This is a genomic window from Microbulbifer sp. S227A, from assembly GCF_049800935.1.
In genome coordinates this window covers 141,326-165,110 of the sequence record NZ_JBNAFZ010000004.1, presented here as the reverse complement: position 1 = coordinate 165,110, position 23,785 = coordinate 141,326, and the positions used below count along the sequence as shown (strand labels likewise).

Here is a 23,785-nt window from a genome sequence, read left to right as displayed (position 1 = left end):
CCCGGTTCTGCGGCCTTTTGGCCACGCGGTCCGAAATTTCGATTTTCGCCTGTGCCTCCCCATAAACAGGGATTCACAAGGCGAATCGCCTATGTCATAGTGCAGCGAGAACGCCCATCAAGGGCGCCATGAGGCAGTGCAGTTTGACCCGTCTGACGCGCCCCGGCTTTGGGGGCCTGATCTATTTTGCCGCGACCTTTGCGTTGTGCGCCTATTTCACCTTTGCCGCCGTGCAGGGGGATTTCGGCCTGTTCCGGCGCGTCGAGATCACCGCCGAGGCCGATGCGCTGCGCCAGACGCTGATCCGGCTTGAGGCCGAGATCGCATCCACCGAAAACCTGACCCACCGCCTGTCGGACGAATATCTCGATCTCGACCTTCTCGATCAGCAGGCCCGCTCGGTTCTGGGCCTGTTGCGGGCCGACGAGATCGTCATCCGTTAGGCGCGCCACGTCAATTTCACTCGCCATCCGCCCGCCAAGCCGTTATCCATAGTTTAGCACTAAACTATATGGACGAAGAGGGGGTGCGCCGCGATGGTCACGCGAAAGAGCAGCAGGAAGCCGAATGTTTCCGCCGAGGAACTCAAGACCTTCTACCGGGAAATGCTGTTGATCCGGCGCTTCGAAGAGAAGGCGGGACAACTCTATGGCATGGGGCTGATCGGCGGGTTCTGCCACCTTTATATCGGTCAGGAAGCAGTGGTGGTCGGGCTCGAATCCGTGACCGAAGAGGGCGACAAGCGCATCACCTCCTATCGCGACCACGGCCACATGCTCGCCTGTGGCATGAGCCCCGACGGCGTCATGGCCGAACTGACCGGGCGCGAGGGCGGCTATTCCAAGGGCAAGGGCGGCTCGATGCACATGTTCTCCAAGGAAAAGCACTTTTATGGCGGCCATGGCATTGTCGGCGCACAGGTGCCCATCGGCGCCGGGCTGGCCTTTGCCGACAAGTATCGCGACAACGGGCGCGTGACCTTCACCTATTTCGGCGATGGTGCGTCGAACCAGGGGCAGGTCTATGAAACCTTCAACATGGCCGCGCTCTGGCAATTGCCGGTGGTGTTCGTGATCGAGAACAACCAATACGCCATGGGCACCGCACAGCAACGCTCGACCTCGACCCCCGACCTGTTTACCCGCGGCGAGGCGTTTGGCATCCCCGGCGAGATTGTCGATGGCATGAATGTCGTCTCGGTCAAGGAAGCCGGGGCCAAGGCCATCGCCCACTGCCGGGCGGGCAAGGGTCCCTATATTCTCGAGGTCAAGACCTACCGCTATCGCGGCCACTCGATGTCCGACCCCGCCAAGTACCGCACCCGCGAAGAAGTGCAGAAAATGCGCGAGGAACGCGACCCGATCGAACAGGTGCGCAGCATGTTGCTGACCGGGAAACATGCCAGCGAAGACGATCTCAAGGCGATCGACAAGGAGATCAAGAACATCATCAACGCCTCGGCCGATTTCGCCAAGGACAGCCCCGAACCGCCGCTGGATGAATTGTGGACCGACATCTACGCCGATGCGGCCCCCCGGAACGAGGTCGCCTGATGCCACATTTTGAAATCCAGGTGCAGGATATCGACGCCGCCAAACGCTTCTATGCCGGACTGTTCGGCTGGCAATTCGAGATGATGCCGGGCCTGGAAGAGGCCGGTTATCACCTGATCCGGGGCAAGGGGATCGACGACGGCACGGGCCTGACCGCCGCCCTGATGCTGCGCGCGGGCGAGTCCCCTGCCCCGGGCTCCCCGATCCGTGGCGGCACCATGACCTTCGAGGTCGCCGATTGCGACGCGCGCTATGACTGGGCGCTGGCCCATGGCGGTGCCGAGGCGCTGCCGCCAACCGATTATCCCGGTATCGGGCGATGCGCCTCTGTCGAGGATGGACAAGGAAACGTGGTCGGGCTGATTACGCCGGCCGGGGAGGATCACTGAACATGGCAACCGAAATCCTGATGCCCGCCCTGTCTCCCACGATGGAAGAGGGAAAACTGGCGAAATGGCTGGTCAAGGAGGGCGACAGCGTATCCGCCGGCGATCTGCTGGCCGAGATCGAAACCGACAAGGCGACGATGGAATTCGAAGCAGTCGACGAAGGCACCATCGGCAAGCTGCTGATCGTCGAGGGCAGCGAAAACGTGGCGGTGAATACCCCGATCGCCCTTCTCCTCGCCGAAGGTGAAAGCGCGGCTTCGGTGCCGCACGCGCCGGAACCCGCGCAAGCGGGTGACGCGGACGCCAAGGCGGTCCCCGCAGGGGGCCCCGCGAAGTCCGCCGCCCCTTCGCCGCAACCCCCGGCGGTCCCCCTCACCCCGGACTGGCCCGAGGGCACCAGGCTCAAACAACAAACCGTCCGCGAGGCGCTGCGCGACGCGATGGCCGAAGAAATGCGCGCCGATGACAGCGTGTTCCTGATGGGCGAAGAGGTGGCCGAGTACCAGGGCGCCTACAAGATCAGCCAGGGTCTGCTCGACGAATTCGGCAGCAAACGGGTCATCGACACCCCGATCACCGAACATGGCTTTGCCGGTGTTGCGGTTGGCGCGGCCTTTGGCGGCTTGCGTCCGATTGTCGAATTCATGACCTTCAACTTCGCCATGCAGGCCATCGACCAGATCATCAACTCCGCCGCCAAGACGCTCTACATGTCCGGCGGGCAAATGGGCGCGCCCATGGTGTTCCGTGGTCCAAACGGGGCCGCCGCGCGAGTCGCCGCGCAGCACAGCCAGGACTATGCCGCCTGGTACATGCAGATCCCCGGCCTCAAGGTGGCGATGCCCTATTCCGCGTCAGACGCCAAGGGGCTGCTCAAATCCGCGATCCGCGATCCCAACCCGGTGGTGTTCCTGGAAAACGAAATCCTCTACGGACGCAGCTTTGACGTACCGGTCTTGGATGATTTCACCGTGCCCTTCGGCAAGGCCCGTATCTGGAAACAGGGCGATGACGTGACAATCGTCAGCTTTGGCATCGGCATGAAATACGCGCTCGACGCCGCCGAAAAACTCGCCGAAGACGGCATCAGCGCCGAGGTCATCGACCTGCGCACCCTGCGCCCGATGGATACCGCGACGATCATCAACTCGGTGATGAAAACCAATCGTTGTGTCACCGTGGAAGAAGGCTGGCCGCAGGGCTCGGTCGGCAACTACATCGGCGCGGTCCTGATGCAAGAGGCGTTCGACTATCTCGACGCGCCGGTCATCAATTGTGCGGGCAAGGATGTGCCAATGCCCTATGCCGCCAATCTGGAAAAACACGCGCTGGTCACCACAGACGAGGTGATCGCCGCCGTGAAACAAGTGACCTACAGGTAAGGAGCAAGCGATGACGACGGAAATCCTGATGCCCGCCCTGTCTCCGACCATGGAGGAAGGTACGCTCGCAAAATGGCTCGTCAAAGAGGGCGATAACGTCGCGTCCGGCGACCTGCTGGCCGAGATCGAAACCGACAAGGCGACGATGGAGTTCGAGGCGGTCGACGAAGGCACCATCGGCAAGCTGCTGATCGCCGAGGGAACACAGGGGGTCAAGGTCAACACGCCTATCGCGGTGCTGCTCGACGATGGCGAAACTGCGGACGACATCGCCGCGCCCGCCTCATCCGCCACCAACAGCGACACACCGGCCCAGCCCGGGGAGGCCGCAACACCCGCGCGGGCCCCGGCTGCGCCCGAACGAGAGGGTGACCGGGTGTTTGCCTCGCCGCTGGCGCGGCGGATCGCGGCGGACAAGGGGATCGACCTGCGCGAGATCACCGGCAGCGGCCCACGCGGGCGCATCGTCAAGGCGGATGTCGTGGCAACCCCGGCCAGCACGGCCAGCCCCACCGCTGAACCGGCCACAGCGCGCACAGTATCCGCCCTGCCCCCTGCGCCGGCTACCCCGATAGCCACCGGCCCCTCGCCAGACACGATCACCCGGATCTATGATGGGCGCGCCTATCAGGAGGTTGCGCTTGACGGCATGCGCAAGACCATCGCCGCGCGGCTGACCGAAGCGAAGCAATCGATCCCGCATTTCTACCTGCGTCGCGATATCCGGCTCGACGCGTTGCTCGCCTTTCGGGGGCAGCTGAACGCGCAGCTGGCAAACCGTGGCGTCAAACTTTCGGTCAATGATTTCATCATCAAGGCCTGCGCCCTCGCCCTGCAAGCGGTGCCCGATGCCAACGCGGTCTGGGCCGGCGATCGGATCCTGCGGCTTGCCCCTTCGGATGTGGCTGTCGCGGTTGCCATCGATGGCGGTCTCTTTACCCCGGTTCTGAAAGACGCCGAACTGAAATCGCTCTCGGCCCTCTCTGCCGAAATGAAGGATCTGGCCAGCCGCGCCCGCGATCGCAAGCTGGCACCGCATGAATACCAGGGCGGCAGTTTTGCGATCTCCAATCTCGGCATGTTCGGCATCGACAATTTCGATGCGGTGATCAACCCGCCCCACGGGGCGATTCTGGCGGTCGGTGCCGGGGTCAAAAAGCCCGTGGTCGCCGAGGACGGCACGCTGTCGGTCGCAACGGTGATGTCGGTCACGCTGTCCGTCGATCACCGCGTCATCGACGGTGCCCTGGGCGCACAATTGCTTCAACAGATCGTGGACAACCTGGAAAACCCGATGGTCATGCTCGCCTGACACCGGGGGCAACGCGCCGGGCGACGCCATGCTGCCGGGCAAGCCCCTGGCACAGTGATCGCTCGCCCGGCGCGCCAGTTCCGACATGTTTCGCGGCAACCGGGCTGACCCAGCTTTCCGGCACCAACCGGCCCCTTCAAAGCGTCCAGCAGCCAGCATGGGCAAGTTCCTTGGCTACCCCTCGGAACCCATGTCCTCGATCAGTTCTTCGCCATCATCATGCAGGCCGAATCTTTGCACCCGATGATGTTTCAACGCCGTTCCACGCCCCAGATCGGGATCGTTGCTCCCTGCGAGCCACGCCTCCTGCTCGGCGGTGTTCAACAGGACCGGCATGCGATGGTGGACCCCGGACACGCTGTCATTGGCCGCGCGGGTCAGCATCGTGCAGGTCAGCAGGTCATTCCACCGAGACGCCAACCCGGCGGCGAACAGGTTTTCCTCATTGCCCGCCGACTGGATGAAATGCGGCGTCTTTTGACCCTTGTCGCCGGTCCATTCATAATAACCGCGCATGGGGATCAGGCACCTGCCCTTGTTCCACACGGCCCGGAATGACGGTTTCCCGGCCGCATCCTCAAACCGCGCGTTGAACGTGATGGCCTTCCAATCCTTGACCTCACCCTTGTGCCAGGACGGGATCAGCCACCAACGCGCCAAAAGCGGGCGCAAATCCGGTGCCAGGATCACAACATCCTGCGTGGGCTTCACATTGAACCGAGGCTCCCAACCCGCGAAGGGCTCGATCCTGAGCCAGGACGTATCCAGCCCGGCGCTGCGAAGGTTCGGATCGACAAACCGGCCGCACATTTTGGCCCCTCATAAATTGACTGCACCGTCGCGAGCCTGTTCCGACTAAGATGGCTTGCAACGCAAAGGTATCGGGCCGGCTATACTCAATCAACGGTGCCGATCACATCGCGGTCGCCCAAACGCGGCAAAGCGAAAGACAGGCAGCAGGCAGGTTGTCGGGTTTATGGTACCACCTCCCCGGCTCGAACGGGGGACCTCCTGATCCACAATCAGGCGCTCTAACCAACTGAGCTAAGGCGGCACTGGCACGGGATTTAGCCAAGCCACGGTATGAATGCAAGTGGGTTAGAGCACAATCTGCCAGCTTTGTTCCACCAGATCGACGCCAAATGAGCGCACCGGCCGGCTCTCGACAAGTTGCCAGCCCGACGCCCGGTACAGCCCACAGGCAGCACGGTGACTTTCATGGGTCCAAAGCCGCATGTCCCGATAGCCATGGTCGCGCGCGAACCCCGTGCAGGTCGCCAGCAATCGTTTGCCCACCCCCTGCCCCCGCGCCTCTGGTATCAGCAGGAACAGGCGCAGCTTGGCGGTGTGCTGCCGCTCGGCAACACAGAATATGCTGCCCAGCCGCTGTGCCCCGCGCATGGCGATCCAACCGCGCTCGCGGGTCGGGTCATGGTTCGCGATGAAGTCATCGAGAACCTCGGCAACAAGCTTTCCAAAGCTCGCATCAAACCCTTCATCCCGCGCATAGAGATCGGCGTGCTGGCACAGCAGCCACCCGGCATCTGACGGCGCAAACCGGCGTATCGTCACCTCATCCATATGTCACACTGACCGCGCGGGCGCTTGATTCTCAACCCCTGCCAAGCTAGCAGGAACAACAGAGTCACGGAGGCACCCCATGGGCATCAACACCGAACGCGATATAGAAGCGAACATGCAGATCGGGCCGACCGATGCCGGCATGGTGCGTATCTTTATCGAATCCCAGGGGTTTGAGGTGCCGATGGACTTTGACCCGGAAGAAGCCGAGGAAATCGCCGAAGAGATCCTCGCCGCCGCCAAGGCCGCGCGTTCGGTCGCCGAGAAACCGCGCCGCTGACCCAACGGCTCAGCCCGCATCGCCCCCCGCCGGCTCACCGGAAGACACCAGCGCCGCCACCCCGGGATCACGCAACGCCTGTAGCCTTCGCGCCGCGTGCACCGCGAATTTATGCACCATCACCTTGCGCCGCGCCGGGGGCAGCTTGTGCTCGGGTGCCATGCGGATGATCTCGGCATCATACGAATCGGCGATGATCAGCCCGGTTTCCGACGGCAGCAGATCGGTCGGAAAATCCTGGTCGACCGCCCAGAAATAGCGGTCACACCATTCAAGATAGCCCTGCCACTTGCTATCCGACTGATAATCCGCGCGGCTGGATTTGCATTCGATGACCCAGATTTCGCTCTTGGGGCCAAGCCCCATCACATCCACCCGCAGCCCGCGGGTTGGTACGAGTTCTTCAACGGAAACAAAGCCATGCCCCTTGAGATGGCGACAGACACCGCGCGCGAGCAATTGCCCTGGTTTGACCAGTGAAGATTGCGTTTCCAACATCCCCCAACCATGAACAAGACGTGAACATTATGCAAGCACCCGGCATGGCATCGGTTCAGGCTTGACATGATACCTTTTGGTATCGAAATAATGGGATACCAAAAGGTATCTCAAATGACATCCGATCCGATACAGCCCTGCTTTCGCGCCCTCGCCGATCCGACCCGGCGCAACATCGTCATGATGCTGACCAAGGGCGACATGACCATTGCACAACTGACCGACCAGTTCGACATGACCCGCGCCGCCGTCAAGAAACACCTGACCGTTCTGTCCGACGGCGGGCTGATCACCGTGCACGCCCGCGGGCGCGAGCGCGTCAACAGCCTGAATCCCGAAGGGCTCGGGCCGGTTCTGGACTGGCTGTCGCATTTCGACAGCTTCTGGGATGCGCGTCTGGATGCCCTCAAATCCGCCATCGAAGGGAAAGACACATGAGCGACAACATCATTCAAAAGTCAATCTACCTTAAGGCCAGCCCACAGCAGGTCTGGAGCTTTCTCACCGAACCGGACAAGCTGGCGCTGTGGTTCCACCGCCCTTCCGCCCCGCTGTTGCAGGGCAACGTGTTCGAAATGCATGGCTCCGAGAGCGGCAAGCGGCTGATCTGGGGAAAGGTCACGGTAGCCCGCGCGCCAGAATATCTCGAATACACCTTCACGGTCGAGCCGATGGGTGACAGTGAAAGCCTCGCCCAGTGGGAGCTGACACCGGTTGCCGGCGGCACGCGCCTGTCCCTGGTGCATCGCGGGCTGCCGCAAACCGCCGAGGCATTTTCCCTGCTCCTCAGCCTCGATGCCGGTTGGGAGGAACATATGGGCCGGATGCGCAGTCTTCTGCATGAATCCGGCTGATCCCCCTTGCCCGGTGCGCCAACTGCGCCTATCTGGGGGCGGTGGCGGGTTCTGCCCTGCGCGTGAACGGTTGCATTCCGGTGGCCTTAAGCAAATCCGAGGGAGCTGGCTCTGTGCGGATCCTGGTCCGTTTACCTGGCGCCCACCTGTATATACAGGTCCTCGGGAATCAGAACCACACGGTTGATTGGTGGTCCCGTCACATTATATTTTTCAACACCTTACAGGCAATTTTTGACGTGATGGTTCCGTTTGTACGCGCGCGCCACCGCAGGCTGAAAATCGCGTCGCGCCGGTGTTCCGCCGCGCCCACCGCCCGCGTTCCCGGCCAACGACATCACTGCCCATGCAAACTGTACCCCGGCGAAAACGATGCCATGCATGAACCACAACAGGAACACAGCGAGAATGCCCACATCGGAATGCGTGACGAGATGCCAGATGTTCATCACGTTGAACCACAGCAGCATCGCCACAAAGGCGGCTGCAATGGCAAAGCCGATAATCACGTTGCGAATATAGAGTTTGACCAGTTTGGGCATGAGCCGCCTCCGACATTCCGATCATAGCATATGACCGATGCCCGGCAAAGCACCCCCGGCCTGTCAAATCGTCGCGCCAGGCAGGTTCAAAAGGCTTCGGGCCTGGCCTCGCGCGCCATGTGATCGAGCACCGCGTTCACGAATTTCGGCTCTTTGCCTTCCGGAAAAAACGCCCGTGCAATTTCGACATATTCAACGATCACCACCTTGGGTGGCGTGTTGCTGTTGGTCAGCTCCGCCCCCGCCGCCCGGAACAGCGCGCGCAATGTCGGGTCGATCCGCGCGATCGGCCATTTCGCCACAAGGGCACGGTCGGTCATCTGGTCGATCCGTGCCTGGTGGTTCACCGCATCCGCGACCGAGAGGCGAAACAGCCCGATGTCACCATCCAGCATCTCGTCGCCCTCATAGGTCGCACCAAACCGATGTTCGAGAAACTCGGCGATCACCTGATCGCTGGTCTGCCCGCTCTGCTCCATCTGGAACAGCGCCTGCACCGCATACAGCCGCGCGGCGGATTTCATCTTGCGTTTCTGATTGCCCGACAGGGCGGTTTTCGAACTGGTCATGCCGTGGTGGATCCGTCGCCTTTTTCCGCCAGCAGGATCGGGTCTGATGGGGCACGAAACCCGACACCCTTGCGCTGGCCGCCCCACTTACGGGCGAGCGCGACCAGATGCAAGGCCGCGGCGGCGGCACCTCCACCCTTGTTCTGGCCGCCGGTCTCGGCGCGCACAACCGCCTGGTCACGTGTCTCGACGGTCAGAATGCCATTTCCGATACACAGCCCCTGCAAGCCCATCAACTGCAACGCGCGGCTGCTGTCATTGCAGACCGTCTCGTAATGCGTGGTCTCTCCCCGGATCACGCAGCCAAGCGCCACGTAGCCGTCGAAATTCGACTGCCGGTCCGAAATCGCAATCGCGGTCGGCACCTCGAGCGCCCCCGGCACCTCGACCAGGTCCCAGCTCCCCCCGACCGCCTCGATCTCGGCCTTGGCACCGGCCACCAGGTCGTCGGCGATATCCTTGTAATAGGGCGCCACGACGATCAACAGCTTGACCGGCTTGTCAAATTCCGGACGCGGCAGGACGTAATGTGTTTCTGATTTGGCCATGGTCTATTCCTCGGACATGATCGGGCGGGTATCGACGATCGACAGCCCGTAGGCATCCAGCCCCAGATACCGTGTGCGCGGTGAATCCGTCAGCAGGATCAGTTCCTTGACACCCAGCTTGGACAGGATCTGCGCGCCAAGCCCGGTCCGCTTGATGGTGCGTGGCCCCTCTTCCTCGCTGGCATAGAGCGAATGGCGCGGCTCCCGGAACAGGCAGACGACACCGCGCCCCTCCCGGGCAATCAACTCCATCGCCCGCGACAATTCGCTCGCCGGCTTTGGCCCCAGCCCGAGCAGATCGCTCGCCTCGTGCAATGCATGGGTCCGGGTCAGAACCGGCTCGGGCGTGGTGATGTTCCCCTTGATCAGGGCCACATGCTCCACCCCGTGGGTCTGGTCGGTGAATATCCGCATGTCCCAGTCGCCGCCAAATTCCGAGGTCACCGCCTGCTGCGCGGTCTGGTCCACCAGGTTGTCATTGAGATTGCGATAGGCGATCAGGTCCGAGATCGTACCGATCTTCAGATCATGGGTCCCGGCAAACTCCACCAGCTCGGGCAAACGCGCCATGGTGCCATCCGCATTCATGATCTCGCAGATCACCCCCGCCGGGTTCAGCCCGGCCAGACGGGCAATGTCCACCGCCGCCTCGGTATGCCCCGCGCGCACCAGCACTCCGCCATTGCGCGCCCGCAGCGGAAAGATATGCCCCGGCGTCGCCAGCGCCGCCATGGTGTTCTGCTCGTTGATCGCCACCGAAACCGTATGCGCCCGGTCCGGTGCGGATATCCCGGTGCTGACCCCTTCGCGCGCCTCGATCGACACGGTAAACGGCGTCTCGTGCCGCGATGAATTGTTGACCGCCATCATCGGCAGCCCCAACCGATCAACCCGCTCCGCCGTCATCGGCAAACAGATCAACCCACGCCCATGCGTCGCCATGAAATTGATCGCCTCGGCATCGGCAAACTCGGCGGCAATCACCAGGTCGCCCTCGTTTTCGCGATCCTCGTGATCGACCAGGATGAACATCTGGCCGCGCCGCGCCGCGTCGATGATATCCTCGATCGGAGAAATGGCATGGCGCAGATCCGTTTCGACCTGACCCGGGGTTTCAAAGCTCATGAAATCGTCTTTCCGTGCGCAGTTGGCTCGGGGCGCAAATACCCCACGCGCGCCGCGATGGCCAGCCCCGGAACGCTGCGACTTCGGCGAAAACCGGTCCGCCGCCTCTTCATCTTTGGAAAAATACTCCGGGGGTGAACGGCGGAAATCCCTGATTTTCGCCGGAGGGGGCAGCGCCCCCTGCCCGGGCGCCTATGACGCGGTGGTCTCCGCCAACCGCGCCACATAGCGCGCCAGCGTATCGATTTCGAGGTTCACCCGATCCCCAAGGCCGACATCCCCCCAGGTGGTGGCCTCCTTGGTATGCGGAATGAAATTGATCCCGAACGACGCCCCGTCCACCTCGTTCACGGTCAGCGAGGTTCCGTTCAGCGCCACCGATCCTTTCGGGGCGATGAACCGCGCCAATTCCCGCGGTGCGCGCAGGGTGACGCGGGTGCTGTCCCCCTCGTCCACGACAGCGATCACCTCCGCAACCCCGTCCACATGGCCCGACACGATATGTCCGCCCAGCTCGTCGCCCACCTTCAGGGCCCGCTCCAGGTTCACCCGCTTGCCGGCGCGCCAGTCGCCCAGGTTGGTCTTGGATACCGTTTCGGCGCTCACCTGCACGTCATACCAATCCTCGCCCAGGGCAATCACCGTCAGGCACACGCCGTCGCTGGCGATCGACGCGCCGATGTCGATCCCCGCCGTGTCATACCCGGTGGCGATCCGCGCGCGCAAATCACCCTGTTGCTCCAGTTCGCGCACGGTGCCGATATCGGTGATGATGCCTGTGAACATGCCGTTTCCCTTCGAATTCCGCCTATCCACGTAACCAGCGCCACCGCGCACGACAAGCCCCGGATCTTGCAAATCACCGGCCTGCGGACAATAATTCACATGTTTCCCAGTGCCGGTGTCATCAGATCGAACCTTTCAGCCCACCCCCTCCCCCCATGACCCGGCCGGGCCGCGTGTTCCTGTTCCTGCAGGGCCCGCACGGGCCGTTCTTCAACGCGCTTGGCCGTATGCTTCGCAAGACCGGGGCGCAGGCTCTGCGCGTCGGGTTCAACGCCGGTGACCGGGCTTTCTGGTTCGACCGGACGAGCTATATCCCCTTTCGCGGCCTGCCCCGGGACTGGCCCGCCACACTGGATGACCTGTTCGATCGGCATGGCGTCACCGACATCGTGCTCTACGGCGACACCCGCCGCATTCACGCCAACGCCATCGCCGCCGCACGCGCTCGCGGGATCACCGTTCATGTCTTTGAGGAAGGCTATCTGCGCCCCTATTGGGTGACATACGAGCGCGACGGATCGAACGGCCATTCCCGGCTGATGACCATGGATGTTTCGCAGATGCGCGCACAGCTGGAACAGGCCGATTGCGACGCGCCGCCGCCGCCCGCCCATTGGGGCGATATGCGCGAACACATGTTCTATGGGGCCGCCTATCATTGGTTCGTGATGTTCACCAATCGCGGATACCGGCATTTCCGCCCCCACCGGGCGCTGCCGGTCACGCGGGAATTCCTGTTGCATCTCAAACGGCTGTTGCTGATCCCGTCACATGCCGCCGAGCGCCGTCTCCGGACCGCGCGCATCCGGCGGGGCGGCTACCCCTATCACCTCGCACTGCTGCAACTCGAACATGACGCCAGTTTTCGCGAACACTCCCCCTTCAACAGCATGACGGATTTCCTCGCACAGGTCATCGAGGGCTTTGCCCGCGGCGCGCCACGGCACCATCACCTCGTGTTCAAGGCGCATCCGCTGGAAGACGGGCGCACTCCCCTGGCACGCGATATCGCGCGCCTCGCGGCGGCGCAGGGGCTGCGCGAGCGGGTGCATTTCGTACGCGGCGGCAAGCTGGCCCGGCTGATGGACGATGCCCGCAGCGTGGTCACCGTCAATTCCACCGCCGGGCAACAGGCCCTGTGGCGCGGGCTGCCGCTGCGCATCTTCGGACGCGCGGTCTATGACAAGCCCGAGTTCATCTCGGATCAGCCGCTGCATGACTTCTTTGCCAATCCGCAGCGGCCCGATACCGCCGCTTACCTGCTGTTCCGCCGCTACCTTCTTGAAACCAGCCAGGTGCCCGGGGGGTTCTATTCCCGCCGTGGGCGGCAAAGGCTGCTGCGCCGGGTTGTCGACATGATGCTTGCTCCGGATGACCCCTATGCGGCGCGCAAAGCCGGCAAAGAGGCACAGAAACCACATTTGCACCTGATCCGCTGATCCGGCGTTACCACGGCTGGCTATCCCCCGCCGATTCCTCTAGGTTGCGCGACAATGGTTAACGCACATATCGGGTCGAGGGGGCCGCTCCGTGAAAACTGTTTCTTTTCGATGGGTTAGAGTCGCCGCAATCACCGTCATCGCCGGCACGCTGAGCGCCTGTTCTCTGCCGCAGGCCGGCCCCACCAAGGACCAGATATACGACGGATCGCTGCAAAAGGATGGCGACGCCTTCATTGTCGCGGTCAATGATCGCGTGACGCGCGCCACGGCGGTGGTTCCGGCGCTTGGCTTTTCGAGCGATTTCCGCACCACCCCGCAACTGACCTCCGACACCATCCGGCCCGGTGATACGCTGGGCCTGACGATCTGGGAAAACGTCGATGACGGGCTGCTCGCCGGGGATGTGGGCAACTCGACCGCCCTCGAAGAAGTGCAGGTCGACAGCGACGGCTTCATCTTTGTCCCCTATGGCGGGCGCATCCGTGCCGCCGGCAACACGCCCGAGCAACTGCGCGCGATCATCACCGAACGGCTGATGGATCAGACCCCCGATCCACAGGTCGAGGTGCGCCGCCTCGCCGGTGACGGCTCGACGGTTTCGCTGGTCGGCTCGGTGGGCGCGCAGGGCGTTTACCCCATCGAACGCCCCACCCGCACGCTGGCCTCGATGCTGGCCAAGGCCGGCGGCGTGGTGATCGAGCCGGAAATCGCCCTGGTGACGGTTATTCGCGGCACCCGCAAGGGCACGGTCTGGTTCCAGGATCTCTACAAGGACCCCAACCTTGACATCGCCCTGCGCGGCGGCGACCGGATCCTCGTGGAAGAAGACAGCCGTGCCTATACCGCGATGGGCGCCACCAACCAGCAGGCGCGGGTGAAATTCGAAACCCAGACCCTGTCGGCGATGGATGCGCTGGCACAAGTGGGCGGGCTGATCTCGGTGTCGTCCGACCCTACCGGCATCTTTGTGTTCCGCAATGAAAAGGCCGCGATCGCCAACCAGGTTCTGGGCCGCGACGATCTGCAAGGCGCACAGCGCCTGGTCTATGTGCTGAACCTGAAAGAGCCCAACGGCGTGTTCCAGGCCCGCGATTTCGTGATCCATGACGGCGATACCCTGTATGTGACCGAAGCGCCCTATGCCCAGTGGAGCAAATCGATCTCGCTCATCGTGGGCGGCCTGACCCCCATCGCGAACGTCGCCACCCTGACCCAATAGGCATGCGCGGCCCCCGGCGGTGCCCCGGAACGGATAGCCGGTCGCGGGTCTATGCCTATAGTGGCGGCTTTCTGACCCAGCGACGGCTCCACCGTATCCTGCATCTTGCGGGGTACGATCTGCGCCTCGGACTGCCCGGGCCGCAGGATCTCGTCGCGATCTGGGGCGACAGCCCGACAGCGCATCGTGGCCGTGCCATCGCCGACCGGCGCGGGGTTCCCTTGTTGCGGGTCGAGGATGCGTTTCTGCGTTCCATTCATCCGGGCCGCGCGGGCGAGGCCCCTGTCGGGCTGCTGCTTGACCGGTCGGGGGTGCATTTCGACGCGTCCGAACCCTCCGATCTCGAACAGATCCTGTTGCACGATCCGCTGGATGACACCGCGATCCTTGACCGGGCACGCGGTGCGATGGCGCGGATACGCGAGCATCACCTGAGCAAGTACAACAATCACGACATGGCCCTGACACCGCCGGACCCCGGCTATGTGCTTCTTGTCGATCAGCTCCGCGATGATGCCTCGGTACGGGCCAGCAAGGGCAATGACGCGCTGTTTCGCGAGATGCTGGTCTTTGCGCAGGAAGAAAACCCCGGTGCCCCGATCCTCATCAAGACCCATCCGGAGACACGTGCCGGGTTCCGCCCCGGCTATTTCACCATGAACGATGCCAATGACCGCATCCGCCTGTGTGACGACCCGTTCAGCCCGTGGAGCCTTCTGGACGGGGCCATCGCGGTCTATACCCTGTCTTCGCATCTCGGCTTTGAGGCCCTCCTTGCCGGGCACAGGCCGCGCGTGTTCGGGCAACCGTTCTATGCCGGCTGGGGGCTGACACGCGACGAAAACCCGGTGCCGCGGCGCAACCGGCAATTGACACGCGCACAGCTTTTTGCCGCCGCGATGATCCTGTATCCGACATGGTATGACCCGTTTCACGACCGGTTATGCGCGCTTGAAACCGTGTTGGACAATCTCGAAGCCCAGGTCGGTGCCTGGCGCGAGGATCGGAACGGCTGGGTGGCTAGCGGTATTCGGCTCTGGAAACGCCGCCAGATGCAAAAGACATTTGGTCAGGTCAAGCGCGTCACCTTCGGGACGTCCCCGCCGGGTCAAACGGATCGCCGCCACATGACCTGGGGCAGCCCCGCCACCAGCAGCGGCAACACGGTGCGTGTCGAAGACGGGTTCCTGCGATCACGGGGGCTGGGTGCGGAGCTGGTTCCGGCGATGTCGCTGGCGCTGGACGATCTGGGCATCTATTACGATCCCCGCCAGCCCAGCCGGCTTGAGGCGCATATCACCGCCCGCGCCACCCTGAGACCCGACCAGCGATTGCGCGCCGAGCGGCTGATCGCGACGCTGACCCGTGGCGGGATCAACAAGTACAACATCGGCGGTGCCGCCCCGCCATTGCCCGACGGGCATCGCATCCTGATCCCCGGTCAGGTCGGGGATGATGCCTCGATCCGGCTGGGCACCGGCGACATCGCGACCAATGCCGACCTGTTGCGCGCGGTGCGGGCGGCGCGCCCCGATGCGGTGCTGATCTATAAACCCCATCCTGATGTCGAAGCCGGGCTGCGCCCCGGTGCGATCGACGCGAAAGAGGCCGATATCGTGGTCTCGGACACCAGCCCCTCCGCCCTGCTCGGACAGGTGAACGAGGTCTGGACCATGACCTCGCTGCTTGGCTTTGAAGCCCTGATGCACGGGGTGCCCGTCACCACGCTGGGCGCGCCGTTCTATGCGGGATGGGGGCTGACCACCGATCTGGGCGACGTGCCGACACGTCGCCGGGCGCGCCCCGAATTGCCGGGGCTGGTTCATGCCGTGCTGATCGATTACCCGCGCTATGTCGATCCGGTGACCGGTGCGATCTGCCCGGTCGAAGTTGTCGCCGCGCGGCTTGGCGATGCCGATTTGCCGCCGCCGGGACCGGTCAACCGAAGCCTGTCGAAATTACAAGGGCTGCTTGCCACCTATGCCCACCTGTGGCGCTGAACCGGGCGCTCACTGACCGCCACCAATCCTCGCTCGCCCTAGATCGCGCGACGCCAGCGGTGCATCACATCGGGCCCGACCATCCGTGTTTCAATCAGGTCAAAACGAGGGGCCCTGGCCAGTTGCGAAATTCCGATCCCGCCGATGGCGGGCAAGCCGTCGCCACCGATGGTCAGCCCGGCGGTGAATCCCACCAGCTCATCCACCAAGTCCGCCGAGAGCAGCGAGGCCGCCAGCGCGCTGCCGCCTTCGCAAAACACCCGCGTCAGCCCCGCATCGCCCAGTTGCCGCAGGATGTCATGGGGATCAAGCTGCATCCCCCGCGCCCCGCAGGGCAAGAGACGTGCGCCCAACCCATCCCAGGCCCGCAACCGCTCGGCATCGGCCCCTTCGCCGTGACAGAGCCACAGCGGGATCTCGTTGGCGGTCCGGGCCAGCGTGCTCATGAAAGGCAGATCAAGATAGCGCGACACCACAACCCGCACCGGTTGCCGTTCGATCCCGAGATCACGCACGGTCAGCGACGGGTCATCCGCCCGCGCCGTCCCGGCCCCCACCATCACCGCATCATGGCACGCCCGCATGCCATGCACCGCACGCCGCGCCATGGGGCCGGTGATCCACTGGCTCTGGCCCGTCGCGGTGGCAATCCGGCCATCAAAGCTGCTGGCGAGCTTCAGCGTGACCAGCGGCCGCCCCTGTTCCGTCCTGAGAAAAAACCCTGCATGGTCACGCGCCGCCTCGTCGGCCAGTACGCCAGTGGTCACCGCGATGCCATTCTCGCGCAGCCGGGCAAACCCCTGACCTGATACCCGCGCGTCGCTGTCTTGGATCGCTGCGACCACCCGCGCCACGCCCGCCGCAATCAGCGCGTCGGTACAGGGCGGTGTCCTGCCATGATGCGCACAAGGTTCCAGCGTCACGTATACCGTCGCGCCGCGCGCCAATTCGCCCGCCTGGGCAAGGGCAACCGGTTCCGCATGGGGGCGACCACCGGGCTGGGTCCAGCCACGACCGACGATGCGCCCGTCGCGCACCACCACGCAGCCCACCGCAGGGTTGGGCCAGCAGCCCCCCTGTCCGCGACGGCCCAGGGACAGGGCCATCGCCATGAAACGTCGGTCGGTGTCGCTCACTCTTCCGGCGGCTGCGGGCGCAGTTCGTGGACAAAATCCTCGAAATCATCTGCGGCCTGGAAGTTCTTGTAAACACTGGCAAACCGCACATAGGCCACGGTGTCGATCCGGGCCAGCGCCTCCATCACGATCTCGCCGATCTTGCTCGACGGAATATCGGTTTCGCCCATGCTTTCGAGCCGGCGCACGATGCCCGAGATCATCTGGTCGATACGCTCGGGTTCGATCGGGCGTTTCTGCATCGAGATACGGATCGAACGCTCAAGCTTGTCCCGGTCGAAATCCTCGCGCTTGCCATTGGTCTTGATCACCACGAGGTCGCGCAACTGCACCCGTTCATAGGTGGTAAACCGACCGCCGCAAGCCGGGCAAAATCGCCGTCGCCGGATCGAGACATGATCTTCGGCGGGCCGGGAATCCTTGACCTGCGTGTCGATATTTCCGCAAAACGGGCAGCGCATCAGCCGTCCCCCTATGGTTTCTGCCACTCGTTGTGGGTGCTCAAACCCTCTTGCCGAGAACTATAGGCCAGCCTCTAGGATTTGGGTAGGGGGGAATTCACACCCCAAGATGCGGATATCACCCGAAATGCGCCGCCACCCGGCGACGATGCGGTGCCGTGCGGTGTTCAAACAGGTAGACCCCCTGCCAGGTGCCCAGAACCGGGGCGCCGCCGGTGACCGGGATCGTCAAGCTAACCGGCAGCAGCGCCGACTTGATATGCGCGGGCATGTCGTCGGGCCCCTCATAGGTATGGCGCAAATAGGCCATCGACGGGTCGGTGCTTGGCGGCACCAGCCGGTGAAAGAACGCGGTCAGATCGTCCCGCACCTCGGGATCGGCGTTTTCCTGGATCAGCAGCGAACATGAGGTGTGGCGCACGAACAGCGTCAGCAGCCCGTGGGCCTGGCCGGTCTTTCGCACCCAATCGACCACGTCGCGCGTGAATTCATAGAACCCCGCGCCACGACTCTGGATTACGAATTCGGTCTGCGCGGCCATATTCGCCCCGCCCCTAGCCCGCCTGTCCGGTTTGCGGGACGCACAGGTTCCACGCCCCCCAGGCGCTGAGATTGTCGCCAGGCCGGGTCACGGTCAGCAGCAGTCCGGGCTTCAAATCTGCATCCGCAGGCGGGTCCAGCGAGAATTGAACCGCCGATTTCGCGTTTTCGGTTTCCGCATGACCGCGTGGGCGCGAGATATAGATCCGCTGGTGCAACGGCGCCTCCAGCACCCGCCGCGCGTAATCTCCGGCAGCACACCAGTAGTCCACGCTGGATATTCCGCCACGCCCGATCACCTCGAACGCGGTTGGCGAGAGCGGATTGACCGTGTGGCTATTGGTGGCCCGCCAGGCCAGCGACGGCGTCGCGGCGATCATGATCGCGCTGACGACCGCCAGCAATCCCGGCCCTTGTCGCAAGGTCATCTCCACTTACCACCTGTTCCAGATATCGGTCTCGTCGAATTGATAGCAGTATTGAACCGCCGCGTGACGCGCAAGATTGTCGCCCGCCCGTTTCACGGTCAGGGAATAGCCCGTCGACGTATCCGCTCCGGGGGGCGGCGACATCGAGAACTGCACTGCTTTTTTTCCCGGACGGTTCACGCTCGGGCCGACCGGCTTCCAGATATAAATCCGGCTGGTGGCGGACACGCCGAGCACCCGCTGGGCGAAATCGCCAGCGCCGCACCAGTAATCCGCGGCACTGGTGCCGACACCGGCGACAACCTCCCATACGGTTTCAGAGACCGGGAACACTTCGAGCCGGTTGAACGCCCACCAAGCCGACCCCCAGGTCGGAACAATCGCCAGGCACGCCACCGCCGCCGCGCGAATCGCCATTTTCATCATTTCACCTCGCAACGCGTCAGACCGTCCATGATTTCAATATCCTAGCATGATCCAACGCCGCTTGTCCCGGGCAACATCGTCCCCGGCCCGCAGGCCCCACCGATCAGAAGACCGGCGCAATGCGACAGAAGCCATGGGCCTCTTGTACCGACATGCTCTCTCCGACCTTGAGCGCGTTCAGGCTGAGCGAGGACGGGGCCGGCGTGATCCCGGCGGCTTGTGGATCGAGGGTGAACTGAACCGATGATCGCCGCCCCGTTGTCACGCTGGGCGCGCGTCCTCGGGCGATATAGATCTTGTCCCGCCATGACGCACCAAGTTCACGCTGGGCATAATCGGCGGCACTGCACCAGAAGACCTGGCCATCGCCGCTGCTCTTGGGAACCACCTCGAATACGGTCGAATTGACCGGGTTCACCCGCGCCCCCAGGGTGCTGGTAAAGGCCTCGCCGGTCTGTGGCAGCGCCAGCGCCAGGCCGGTCAACAGGGCAAAGCTCGCGATTTTCGTATGCATGTCGTTTTCCTTCCGGTTGCAAAGGCGACATTAGGCCTGAATGCGCCCGGGCAAAGGGGCCATCACGTCCTGTTTACCCGATTTGCGCCAATGGTCCCGGTTCGCCCCCCTGCAAATGAAAACCCCGCCGGCTCGCGGCGGGGTCCTGACACGTCTACTGGTCCAGAAAGCTTCGCAACTTGCGGCTGCGGCTGGGATGCTTGAGCTTGCGCAGCGCCTTGGCCTCGATCTGGCGGATACGTTCGCGGGTCACGCTGAACTGCTGGCCGACCTCTTCCAGCGTGTGGTCGGTGTTCATGCCGATGCCGAACCGCATCCGCAGCACCCGTTCCTCGCGCGGTGTCAGGCTGGCCAGCACGCGGGTGGTGGTTTCCTTGAGGTTTTCCTGAATCGCGCTGTCCAGCGGCAGTACCGCGTTCTTGTCCTCGATGAAATCGCCCAGCTGGCTGTCTTCCTCGTCGCCGATGGGAGTTTCCAGCGAAATCGGCTCCTTGGCGATCTTCATCACCTTGCGGACCTTTTCCAGCGGCATTTGCAGCTTTTCCGCCAGTTCCTCGGGCGTCGGCTCGCGGCCGATCTCGTGCAGCATCTGGCGGCCGGTGCGCACCAGCTTGTTGATGGTTTCGATCATGTGCACGGGAATACGGATCGTGCGCGCCTGATCGGCGATCGAGCGGGTGATCGCCTGGCGGATCCACCAGGTCGCATAGGTCGAGAACTTGTAGCCGCGGCGGTATTCGAACTTGTCCACCGCCTTCATCAGGCCGATATTACCTTCCTGAATGAGATCAAGGAATTGCAGGCCGCGGTTGGTGTATTTCTTGGCAATCGAAATCACCAGGCGCAGGTTGGCCTCGACCATCTCCTTCTTGGCCTGACGGGCCTCTTTCTCGCCCTTTTGCACCTGCTGAACGATGCGGCGGAACTCGCTGATGTCGAGCCCGACATATTGCCCGACCTGCGCCATGTCCGCGCGCAGTTCCTCGACCTTGCTTGTGCTGCGCTCGATGAACATCTGCCAGCCACGCCCGGGCTTCTCCGCCATCTCGGCAAGCCAGTTCGGGTCCAGTTCGCGGCCGCGATACTCTTCGATGAATTCGCGCCGGTTGATCCGCGCCTGGTCGGCCAGTTTAACCATCGAACTGTCAAGCGACATGACCCGGCGGTTGATGCCGTAAAGCTGGTCGATCAACGCTTCGATGCGGTTATTGTGCAGGTGCAGCCCGTTAACCAGTTCCACGATCTCCGAGCGCAGCGCCTGATAGGTCGCCTCTTGCGCCTCGCTGAATGAATTGTCCTCGTTCAGCGTGGCGGAAATCCGGCTGTCCTGCATCTCGGACAGTTGCGCATAGTCGTTCGAAATGGTTTCCAGCGTGGTCAGAACCTGATCCTTGAGCGCGGCTTCCATCGCCGCAAGGCTCATGTTGGCCTGTTCGTCCTCGTCGTCATCATCGTCCTTGGCGATCGGGTTGCCATCGGCGTCAAGCTCGGGCTTTTCCTCTTCCGCCGGCTTCTCGGCCTTGGCGCTGGTGTCGACAACCGGGGCCTGGATCTCTTCATCCTCGTCCATCTGGTTGCCAAAGGTGGTTTCAAGATCGATCACGTCGCGCAGCAGGATGTCTTCGCTCAGCAATTCGTCGTGCCAGATGGTGATCGCCTGAAAGGTCAGCGGGCTTTCGCACAGCCCGGCGATCATCGTGTTGCGCCCGGCCTCGATCCGCTTGGCGATGGCGATCTCGCCCTCGCGGCTGAGCAGTTCGACGCTGCCCATTTCGCGCAGGTACATGCGCACCGGGTCGTCGGTACGATCCAGCTTTTCGGCGGTGCCGGTGGCGACGGTGACTTCGCGTGCGCTTTCGGTGGTGGCGACTTCGGTCGAGCCCTTCTGCTCTTCCTCCTCGGCCTCTTCATCCTCGATGATGTTGATGCCCATCTCGCTGAGCATCGACATCACGTCTTCGATCTGTTCCGAATTGACCTGGTCGGGCGGCAGGACCTGGTTGAGCTGGTCGTACGTGATATAACCCTTTTCGCGCGCCTCGCCGATCATCTTCTTGACGGCGGCCTGGCTCATGTCGAGCGAGATCTCGGCGTCCTGATCCTCGGATTTGCGGTCGTCATTGTCTTTGGCGGCCATGCGTTGCTCCTGCTAGGGCGTCTCGGGTGATTCGCGTGAAACGAATCATTAGCGCGATCTACTGATTCGGCTACCCGTCTACCCGGTTTTCTTTAGTGATTCTTTACCAAAACACTCACCGCCGCGATTTGGGCTGCCCGATCTGGTCCAACAGGGCCTGAAAACGCTCGCGCTCATCACGGTTGATTCGCGCACCATTGTCGCCGGTGTCATACTCTGCCTTGTCTTCATGTTCACTGCGTGCGGCCCGGTTGCGGGCTTCGGCGGCCTGTGACAGCCGCCAGGTCAAGGCCTCATCGGCGCCGCCCGCGACATCTTCGAGGGCTTCGGCAATTTCGGCGGTCAGCCCGCGTTGGCTACTGAGTTTGGCGAGTTCCTCGGTCAGCGTCATGCGCGCCATGTCGACATCGCCCGGGTTTCGAACGCAGGGATTGATAGCGACATGGCGAAGGGCATGCAGGTTTTCAAGGGCGGCAGGGCCAATTTCTTCGGCCAGGATCTCGGCCAGCGCGCGATCTTCGCGATGGGCATGGCGCAACACCAGGTCGCGCAGGCGCGCATGTTCCGGATCCGCGCAGGCCATGCGCTCGAATTCGGTCTCGAATTCCGCAACGACCTTTGGCGTCGCAATTGCCGTCGCCAGCACCACCGCCTCGCGCAGATGCAGTTGGGCGGCTTCGTCCGCCGCCGCCAGCAGCGACGCCTTGGTCCCGCTCAGAGGAACCGACACCGCCTTGTGCCCCGGCCTCCACGGCTTGCGCCCCGGCCCCGGCTTGCGTTGGGAAAACAGCTGCCAGCGCAGGTCCTTGATCGCCTGTCCATAATGCCCCTTGATCGACGGGTCGCGGATCTTCTGGATATGTTCGCGCAGCGTAGCATCAAGTGCCGCGCGCCGCTCGGGGCTGTCAAACACCCTGCCCTCGGTTTCCCGTTGCCACAGCAGTTGCACCATCGGGATCGCCTGATCCAGCAGCTTTTGCATCGCCGCCGCACCCCGATCGCGGATCAGGTCGTCGGGGTCCATCTTTTCCGGCATGATCGCGAAACGCAGGCTCTGTCCCGCCTCAAGCAGCGGCAGTGCGAGATCGATCAGCCGCATCGCCGCGCGCAGACCCGCCGCATCCCCGTCCAGCGCGATGATCGGCTCTTGCGCGATGCGCCACAAGAGTTGCAGCTGGTTCTCGGTGATCGCAGTGCCCAGCGGGGCAACCGCCGCATCGAACCCCGCAGAGGCCAGCGCGATGACATCCATATAGCCTTCGGCCACCACCAAGGGCCGGCCCTTGCCCGCCGCGCTGCGCGCCGGTCCGTGATTATACAGGCTGCGCCCCTTGTCGAAGAGTTCGGTCTCGGGCGAGTTCAGGTATTTCGCATTGTCATTCGGGTCCATCGCCCGACCACCAAAGGCAATGCACCTGCCCCGCGCATCGCGGATCGGGAACATGATGCGGTTGCGAAACGTGTCATAGGGATTGCCGCCCTTGCTCGATGGCTTGGCCAGCCCGGCGGCCAGGATCATCTCGTCCGGCACGGATTTTGCGCGCAAGTGATCCCACAACCCCCGCCAGCCATCGGGGGCAAACCCGATTTCCCATCGCTCCTGCCGCGCCTCACTCAGCCCACGGCGGTCAAGATAGGCGCGCGCGTCGGCGGCGGCTCCGGTCTTGAGTTGCAGGCGAAAGAACTGCACCGCCTGCTCCATCACCTTGGCAAGCTCGGCGCGCCGGTCGGTCTTTTCCTGCGCCCGCGGATCGCGTGCGGGCATGGTCATTCCCGCCTCGCGCGCCAGGATTTCGACCGCCTCCATGAAACCGACATTTTCGGTTTCGGTGATAAAGTTGATCGCGTCTCCCTTGGCGTGACAGCCAAAGCAGTAATAAAATCCCTTGCGGTCATCGACGTGGAACGAGGCGGTCTTTTCCTGGTGAAACGGGCATGGCGCCCACATGTCGCCCTTGCCCTGGTTGGACTTGCGCGGGTCCCAGATCACCTTGCGGCCGACAACCTGCGACAGGCTGGCGCGCGAGCGGAGTTCATCCAGAAAACCCGGTGGCAGCGACATC

Annotated in this window: 27 protein-coding genes and 1 tRNA gene; 11 read left to right on the top strand and 17 right to left on the bottom strand. The window is 63.2% G+C overall.

Annotated features, from left to right (window positions below; all coding sequences use genetic code 11):
- Positions 1-143 precede the first annotated feature (143 nt).
- The 5 genes from ACP15R_RS11340 (at position 144) to ACP15R_RS11320 (ending at position 4,636) form a co-directional block, all read left to right on the top strand.
- Positions 144-443: an FtsB family cell division protein gene (locus ACP15R_RS11340; protein WP_424986516.1), complete on the top strand. Its 300-nt coding sequence runs from the start codon at positions 144-146 to the stop codon at positions 441-443.
- 93 nt (positions 444-536) lie between these two features.
- Positions 537-1,553, top strand: a complete 1,017-nt coding sequence (gene pdhA / locus ACP15R_RS11335) for a pyruvate dehydrogenase (acetyl-transferring) E1 component subunit alpha (protein ID WP_424986515.1) — start codon at positions 537-539, stop codon at positions 1,551-1,553.
- Positions 1,553-1,942 (top strand): VOC family protein, encoded by a 390-nt coding sequence (locus ACP15R_RS11330; RefSeq protein ID WP_424986514.1) that lies wholly within the window; start codon positions 1,553-1,555, stop codon positions 1,940-1,942. Before pdhA ends, ACP15R_RS11330 begins: the two co-directional genes overlap by 1 nt.
- Before the next feature lie 2 nt (positions 1,943-1,944).
- Positions 1,945-3,324 (top strand): pyruvate dehydrogenase complex E1 component subunit beta, encoded by a 1,380-nt coding sequence (locus ACP15R_RS11325; RefSeq protein WP_424986513.1) that lies wholly within the window; start codon positions 1,945-1,947, stop codon positions 3,322-3,324.
- Positions 3,325-3,334: 10 nt separating this feature from the next.
- Positions 3,335-4,636, top strand: a complete 1,302-nt coding sequence (locus ACP15R_RS11320; RefSeq protein ID WP_424986512.1) for a pyruvate dehydrogenase complex dihydrolipoamide acetyltransferase — start codon at positions 3,335-3,337, stop codon at positions 4,634-4,636.
- Positions 4,637-4,810: 174 nt separating this feature from the next.
- On the opposite strand, the gene ACP15R_RS11315 is transcribed toward ACP15R_RS11320, so the two are convergent.
- The 3 genes from ACP15R_RS11315 to ACP15R_RS11305 form a co-directional block, all read right to left on the bottom strand.
- Positions 4,811-5,446 (bottom strand): SOS response-associated peptidase, encoded by a 636-nt coding sequence (locus ACP15R_RS11315; protein ID WP_424986511.1) that lies wholly within the window; start codon positions 5,444-5,446, stop codon positions 4,811-4,813.
- A gap of 167 nt (positions 5,447-5,613) precedes the next feature.
- Positions 5,614-5,690: transfer RNA gene (locus tag ACP15R_RS11310), tRNA-His, on the bottom strand.
- A 44-nt stretch (positions 5,691-5,734) separates the two neighbouring features.
- Positions 5,735-6,217 carry an N-acetyltransferase family protein gene (locus tag ACP15R_RS11305; protein WP_424986510.1) on the bottom strand — a complete coding sequence of 161 codons (483 nt, stop codon included), beginning with the start codon at positions 6,215-6,217 and terminating at the stop codon, positions 5,735-5,737.
- Positions 6,218-6,296: 79 nt separating this feature from the next.
- Here ACP15R_RS11305 and ACP15R_RS11300 point away from each other — a divergent pair, with 79 nt between their 5' ends.
- Positions 6,297-6,497, top strand: coding sequence for a DUF6324 family protein (locus tag ACP15R_RS11300; RefSeq protein ID WP_424986509.1), 201 nt, complete (start codon positions 6,297-6,299; stop codon positions 6,495-6,497).
- Positions 6,498-6,506: 9 nt separating this feature from the next.
- Here ACP15R_RS11300 and ACP15R_RS11295 read toward each other — a convergent pair whose 3' ends face one another.
- Positions 6,507-6,995 (bottom strand): MmcB family DNA repair protein, encoded by a 489-nt coding sequence (locus ACP15R_RS11295; RefSeq protein WP_424986508.1) that lies wholly within the window; start codon positions 6,993-6,995, stop codon positions 6,507-6,509.
- 114 nt (positions 6,996-7,109) lie between these two features.
- Here ACP15R_RS11295 and ACP15R_RS11290 point away from each other — a divergent pair, with 114 nt between their 5' ends.
- Positions 7,110-7,433, top strand: coding sequence for an ArsR/SmtB family transcription factor (locus tag ACP15R_RS11290; protein ID WP_424986507.1), 324 nt, complete (start codon positions 7,110-7,112; stop codon positions 7,431-7,433).
- Positions 7,430-7,849, top strand: coding sequence for an SRPBCC family protein (locus ACP15R_RS11285; RefSeq protein ID WP_424986506.1), 420 nt, complete (start codon positions 7,430-7,432; stop codon positions 7,847-7,849). Before ACP15R_RS11290 ends, ACP15R_RS11285 begins: the two co-directional genes overlap by 4 nt.
- Before the next feature lie 221 nt (positions 7,850-8,070).
- Here ACP15R_RS11285 and ACP15R_RS11280 read toward each other — a convergent pair whose 3' ends face one another.
- From ACP15R_RS11280 to ACP15R_RS11260, 5 genes are all read right to left on the bottom strand, one after another.
- Positions 8,071-8,391, bottom strand: a complete 321-nt coding sequence (locus ACP15R_RS11280; RefSeq protein ID WP_424986505.1) for a hypothetical protein — start codon at positions 8,389-8,391, stop codon at positions 8,071-8,073.
- Positions 8,392-8,477: 86 nt separating this feature from the next.
- Positions 8,478-8,960, bottom strand: coding sequence for a transcription antitermination factor NusB (gene nusB / locus ACP15R_RS11275; protein ID WP_424986504.1), 483 nt, complete (start codon positions 8,958-8,960; stop codon positions 8,478-8,480).
- Complete coding sequence (locus ACP15R_RS11270; RefSeq protein ID WP_424986503.1) at positions 8,957-9,508, bottom strand: 6,7-dimethyl-8-ribityllumazine synthase; 552 nt, start codon at positions 9,506-9,508, stop codon at positions 8,957-8,959. Before ACP15R_RS11270 ends, nusB begins: the two co-directional genes overlap by 4 nt.
- A gap of 3 nt (positions 9,509-9,511) precedes the next feature.
- On the bottom strand, positions 9,512-10,633 hold the full coding sequence (gene ribB / locus ACP15R_RS11265) for a 3,4-dihydroxy-2-butanone-4-phosphate synthase (protein WP_424986502.1): 1,122 nt from the start codon (positions 10,631-10,633) through the stop codon (positions 9,512-9,514).
- Positions 10,634-10,825: 192 nt separating this feature from the next.
- Positions 10,826-11,419: a riboflavin synthase gene (locus tag ACP15R_RS11260; RefSeq protein ID WP_424986501.1), complete on the bottom strand. Its 594-nt coding sequence runs from the start codon at positions 11,417-11,419 to the stop codon at positions 10,826-10,828.
- Between the two features lie 173 nt (positions 11,420-11,592).
- Between ACP15R_RS11260 and ACP15R_RS11255 the strand changes: the two genes are divergently transcribed.
- From ACP15R_RS11255 to ACP15R_RS11245, 3 genes are all read left to right on the top strand, one after another.
- A complete protein-coding gene (locus ACP15R_RS11255; protein WP_424986500.1) occupies positions 11,593-12,858 on the top strand; it encodes a capsule biosynthesis protein in 1,266 nt (421 codons plus the stop codon).
- 91 nt (positions 12,859-12,949) lie between these two features.
- Entirely contained in the window at positions 12,950-14,080 is a 1,131-nt protein-coding gene (locus ACP15R_RS11250) for a polysaccharide biosynthesis/export family protein (protein WP_424986499.1), read from the top strand.
- Between the two features lie 2 nt (positions 14,081-14,082).
- Entirely contained in the window at positions 14,083-16,080 is a 1,998-nt protein-coding gene (locus ACP15R_RS11245) for a capsular polysaccharide biosynthesis protein (RefSeq protein WP_424986498.1), read from the top strand.
- 38 nt (positions 16,081-16,118) lie between these two features.
- On the opposite strand, the gene ribD is transcribed toward ACP15R_RS11245, so the two are convergent.
- From ribD to dnaG, 8 genes are all read right to left on the bottom strand, one after another.
- Positions 16,119-17,216, bottom strand: a complete 1,098-nt coding sequence (ribD, locus tag ACP15R_RS11240) for a bifunctional diaminohydroxyphosphoribosylaminopyrimidine deaminase/5-amino-6-(5-phosphoribosylamino)uracil reductase RibD (protein WP_424986497.1) — start codon at positions 17,214-17,216, stop codon at positions 16,119-16,121.
- The gene (gene nrdR / locus ACP15R_RS11235) at positions 17,213-17,677 is read right to left on the bottom strand and encodes a transcriptional regulator NrdR (protein WP_424986496.1); all 465 of its coding nucleotides are present in this window, start codon (positions 17,675-17,677) and stop codon (positions 17,213-17,215) included. Before nrdR ends, ribD begins: the two co-directional genes overlap by 4 nt.
- A 118-nt stretch (positions 17,678-17,795) precedes the next feature.
- On the bottom strand, positions 17,796-18,218 hold the full coding sequence (locus ACP15R_RS11230) for a secondary thiamine-phosphate synthase enzyme YjbQ (protein ID WP_424986495.1): 423 nt from the start codon (positions 18,216-18,218) through the stop codon (positions 17,796-17,798).
- Between the two features lie 13 nt (positions 18,219-18,231).
- Positions 18,232-18,645, bottom strand: coding sequence for a hypothetical protein (locus ACP15R_RS11225; RefSeq protein WP_424986494.1), 414 nt, complete (start codon positions 18,643-18,645; stop codon positions 18,232-18,234).
- 6 nt (positions 18,646-18,651) lie between these two features.
- Positions 18,652-19,068 (bottom strand): hypothetical protein, encoded by a 417-nt coding sequence (locus tag ACP15R_RS11220; protein ID WP_424986493.1) that lies wholly within the window; start codon positions 19,066-19,068, stop codon positions 18,652-18,654.
- A 106-nt stretch (positions 19,069-19,174) separates the two neighbouring features.
- Complete coding sequence (locus ACP15R_RS11215; RefSeq protein ID WP_424986492.1) at positions 19,175-19,585, bottom strand: hypothetical protein; 411 nt, start codon at positions 19,583-19,585, stop codon at positions 19,175-19,177.
- Positions 19,586-19,739: 154 nt separating this feature from the next.
- On the bottom strand, positions 19,740-21,722 hold the full coding sequence (gene rpoD / locus ACP15R_RS11210; protein WP_424986491.1) for an RNA polymerase sigma factor RpoD: 1,983 nt from the start codon (positions 21,720-21,722) through the stop codon (positions 19,740-19,742).
- A gap of 115 nt (positions 21,723-21,837) precedes the next feature.
- Entirely contained in the window at positions 21,838-23,784 is a 1,947-nt protein-coding gene (dnaG, locus tag ACP15R_RS11205; RefSeq protein WP_424986490.1) for a DNA primase, read from the bottom strand.
- Position 23,785: the final 1 nt, after the last annotated feature.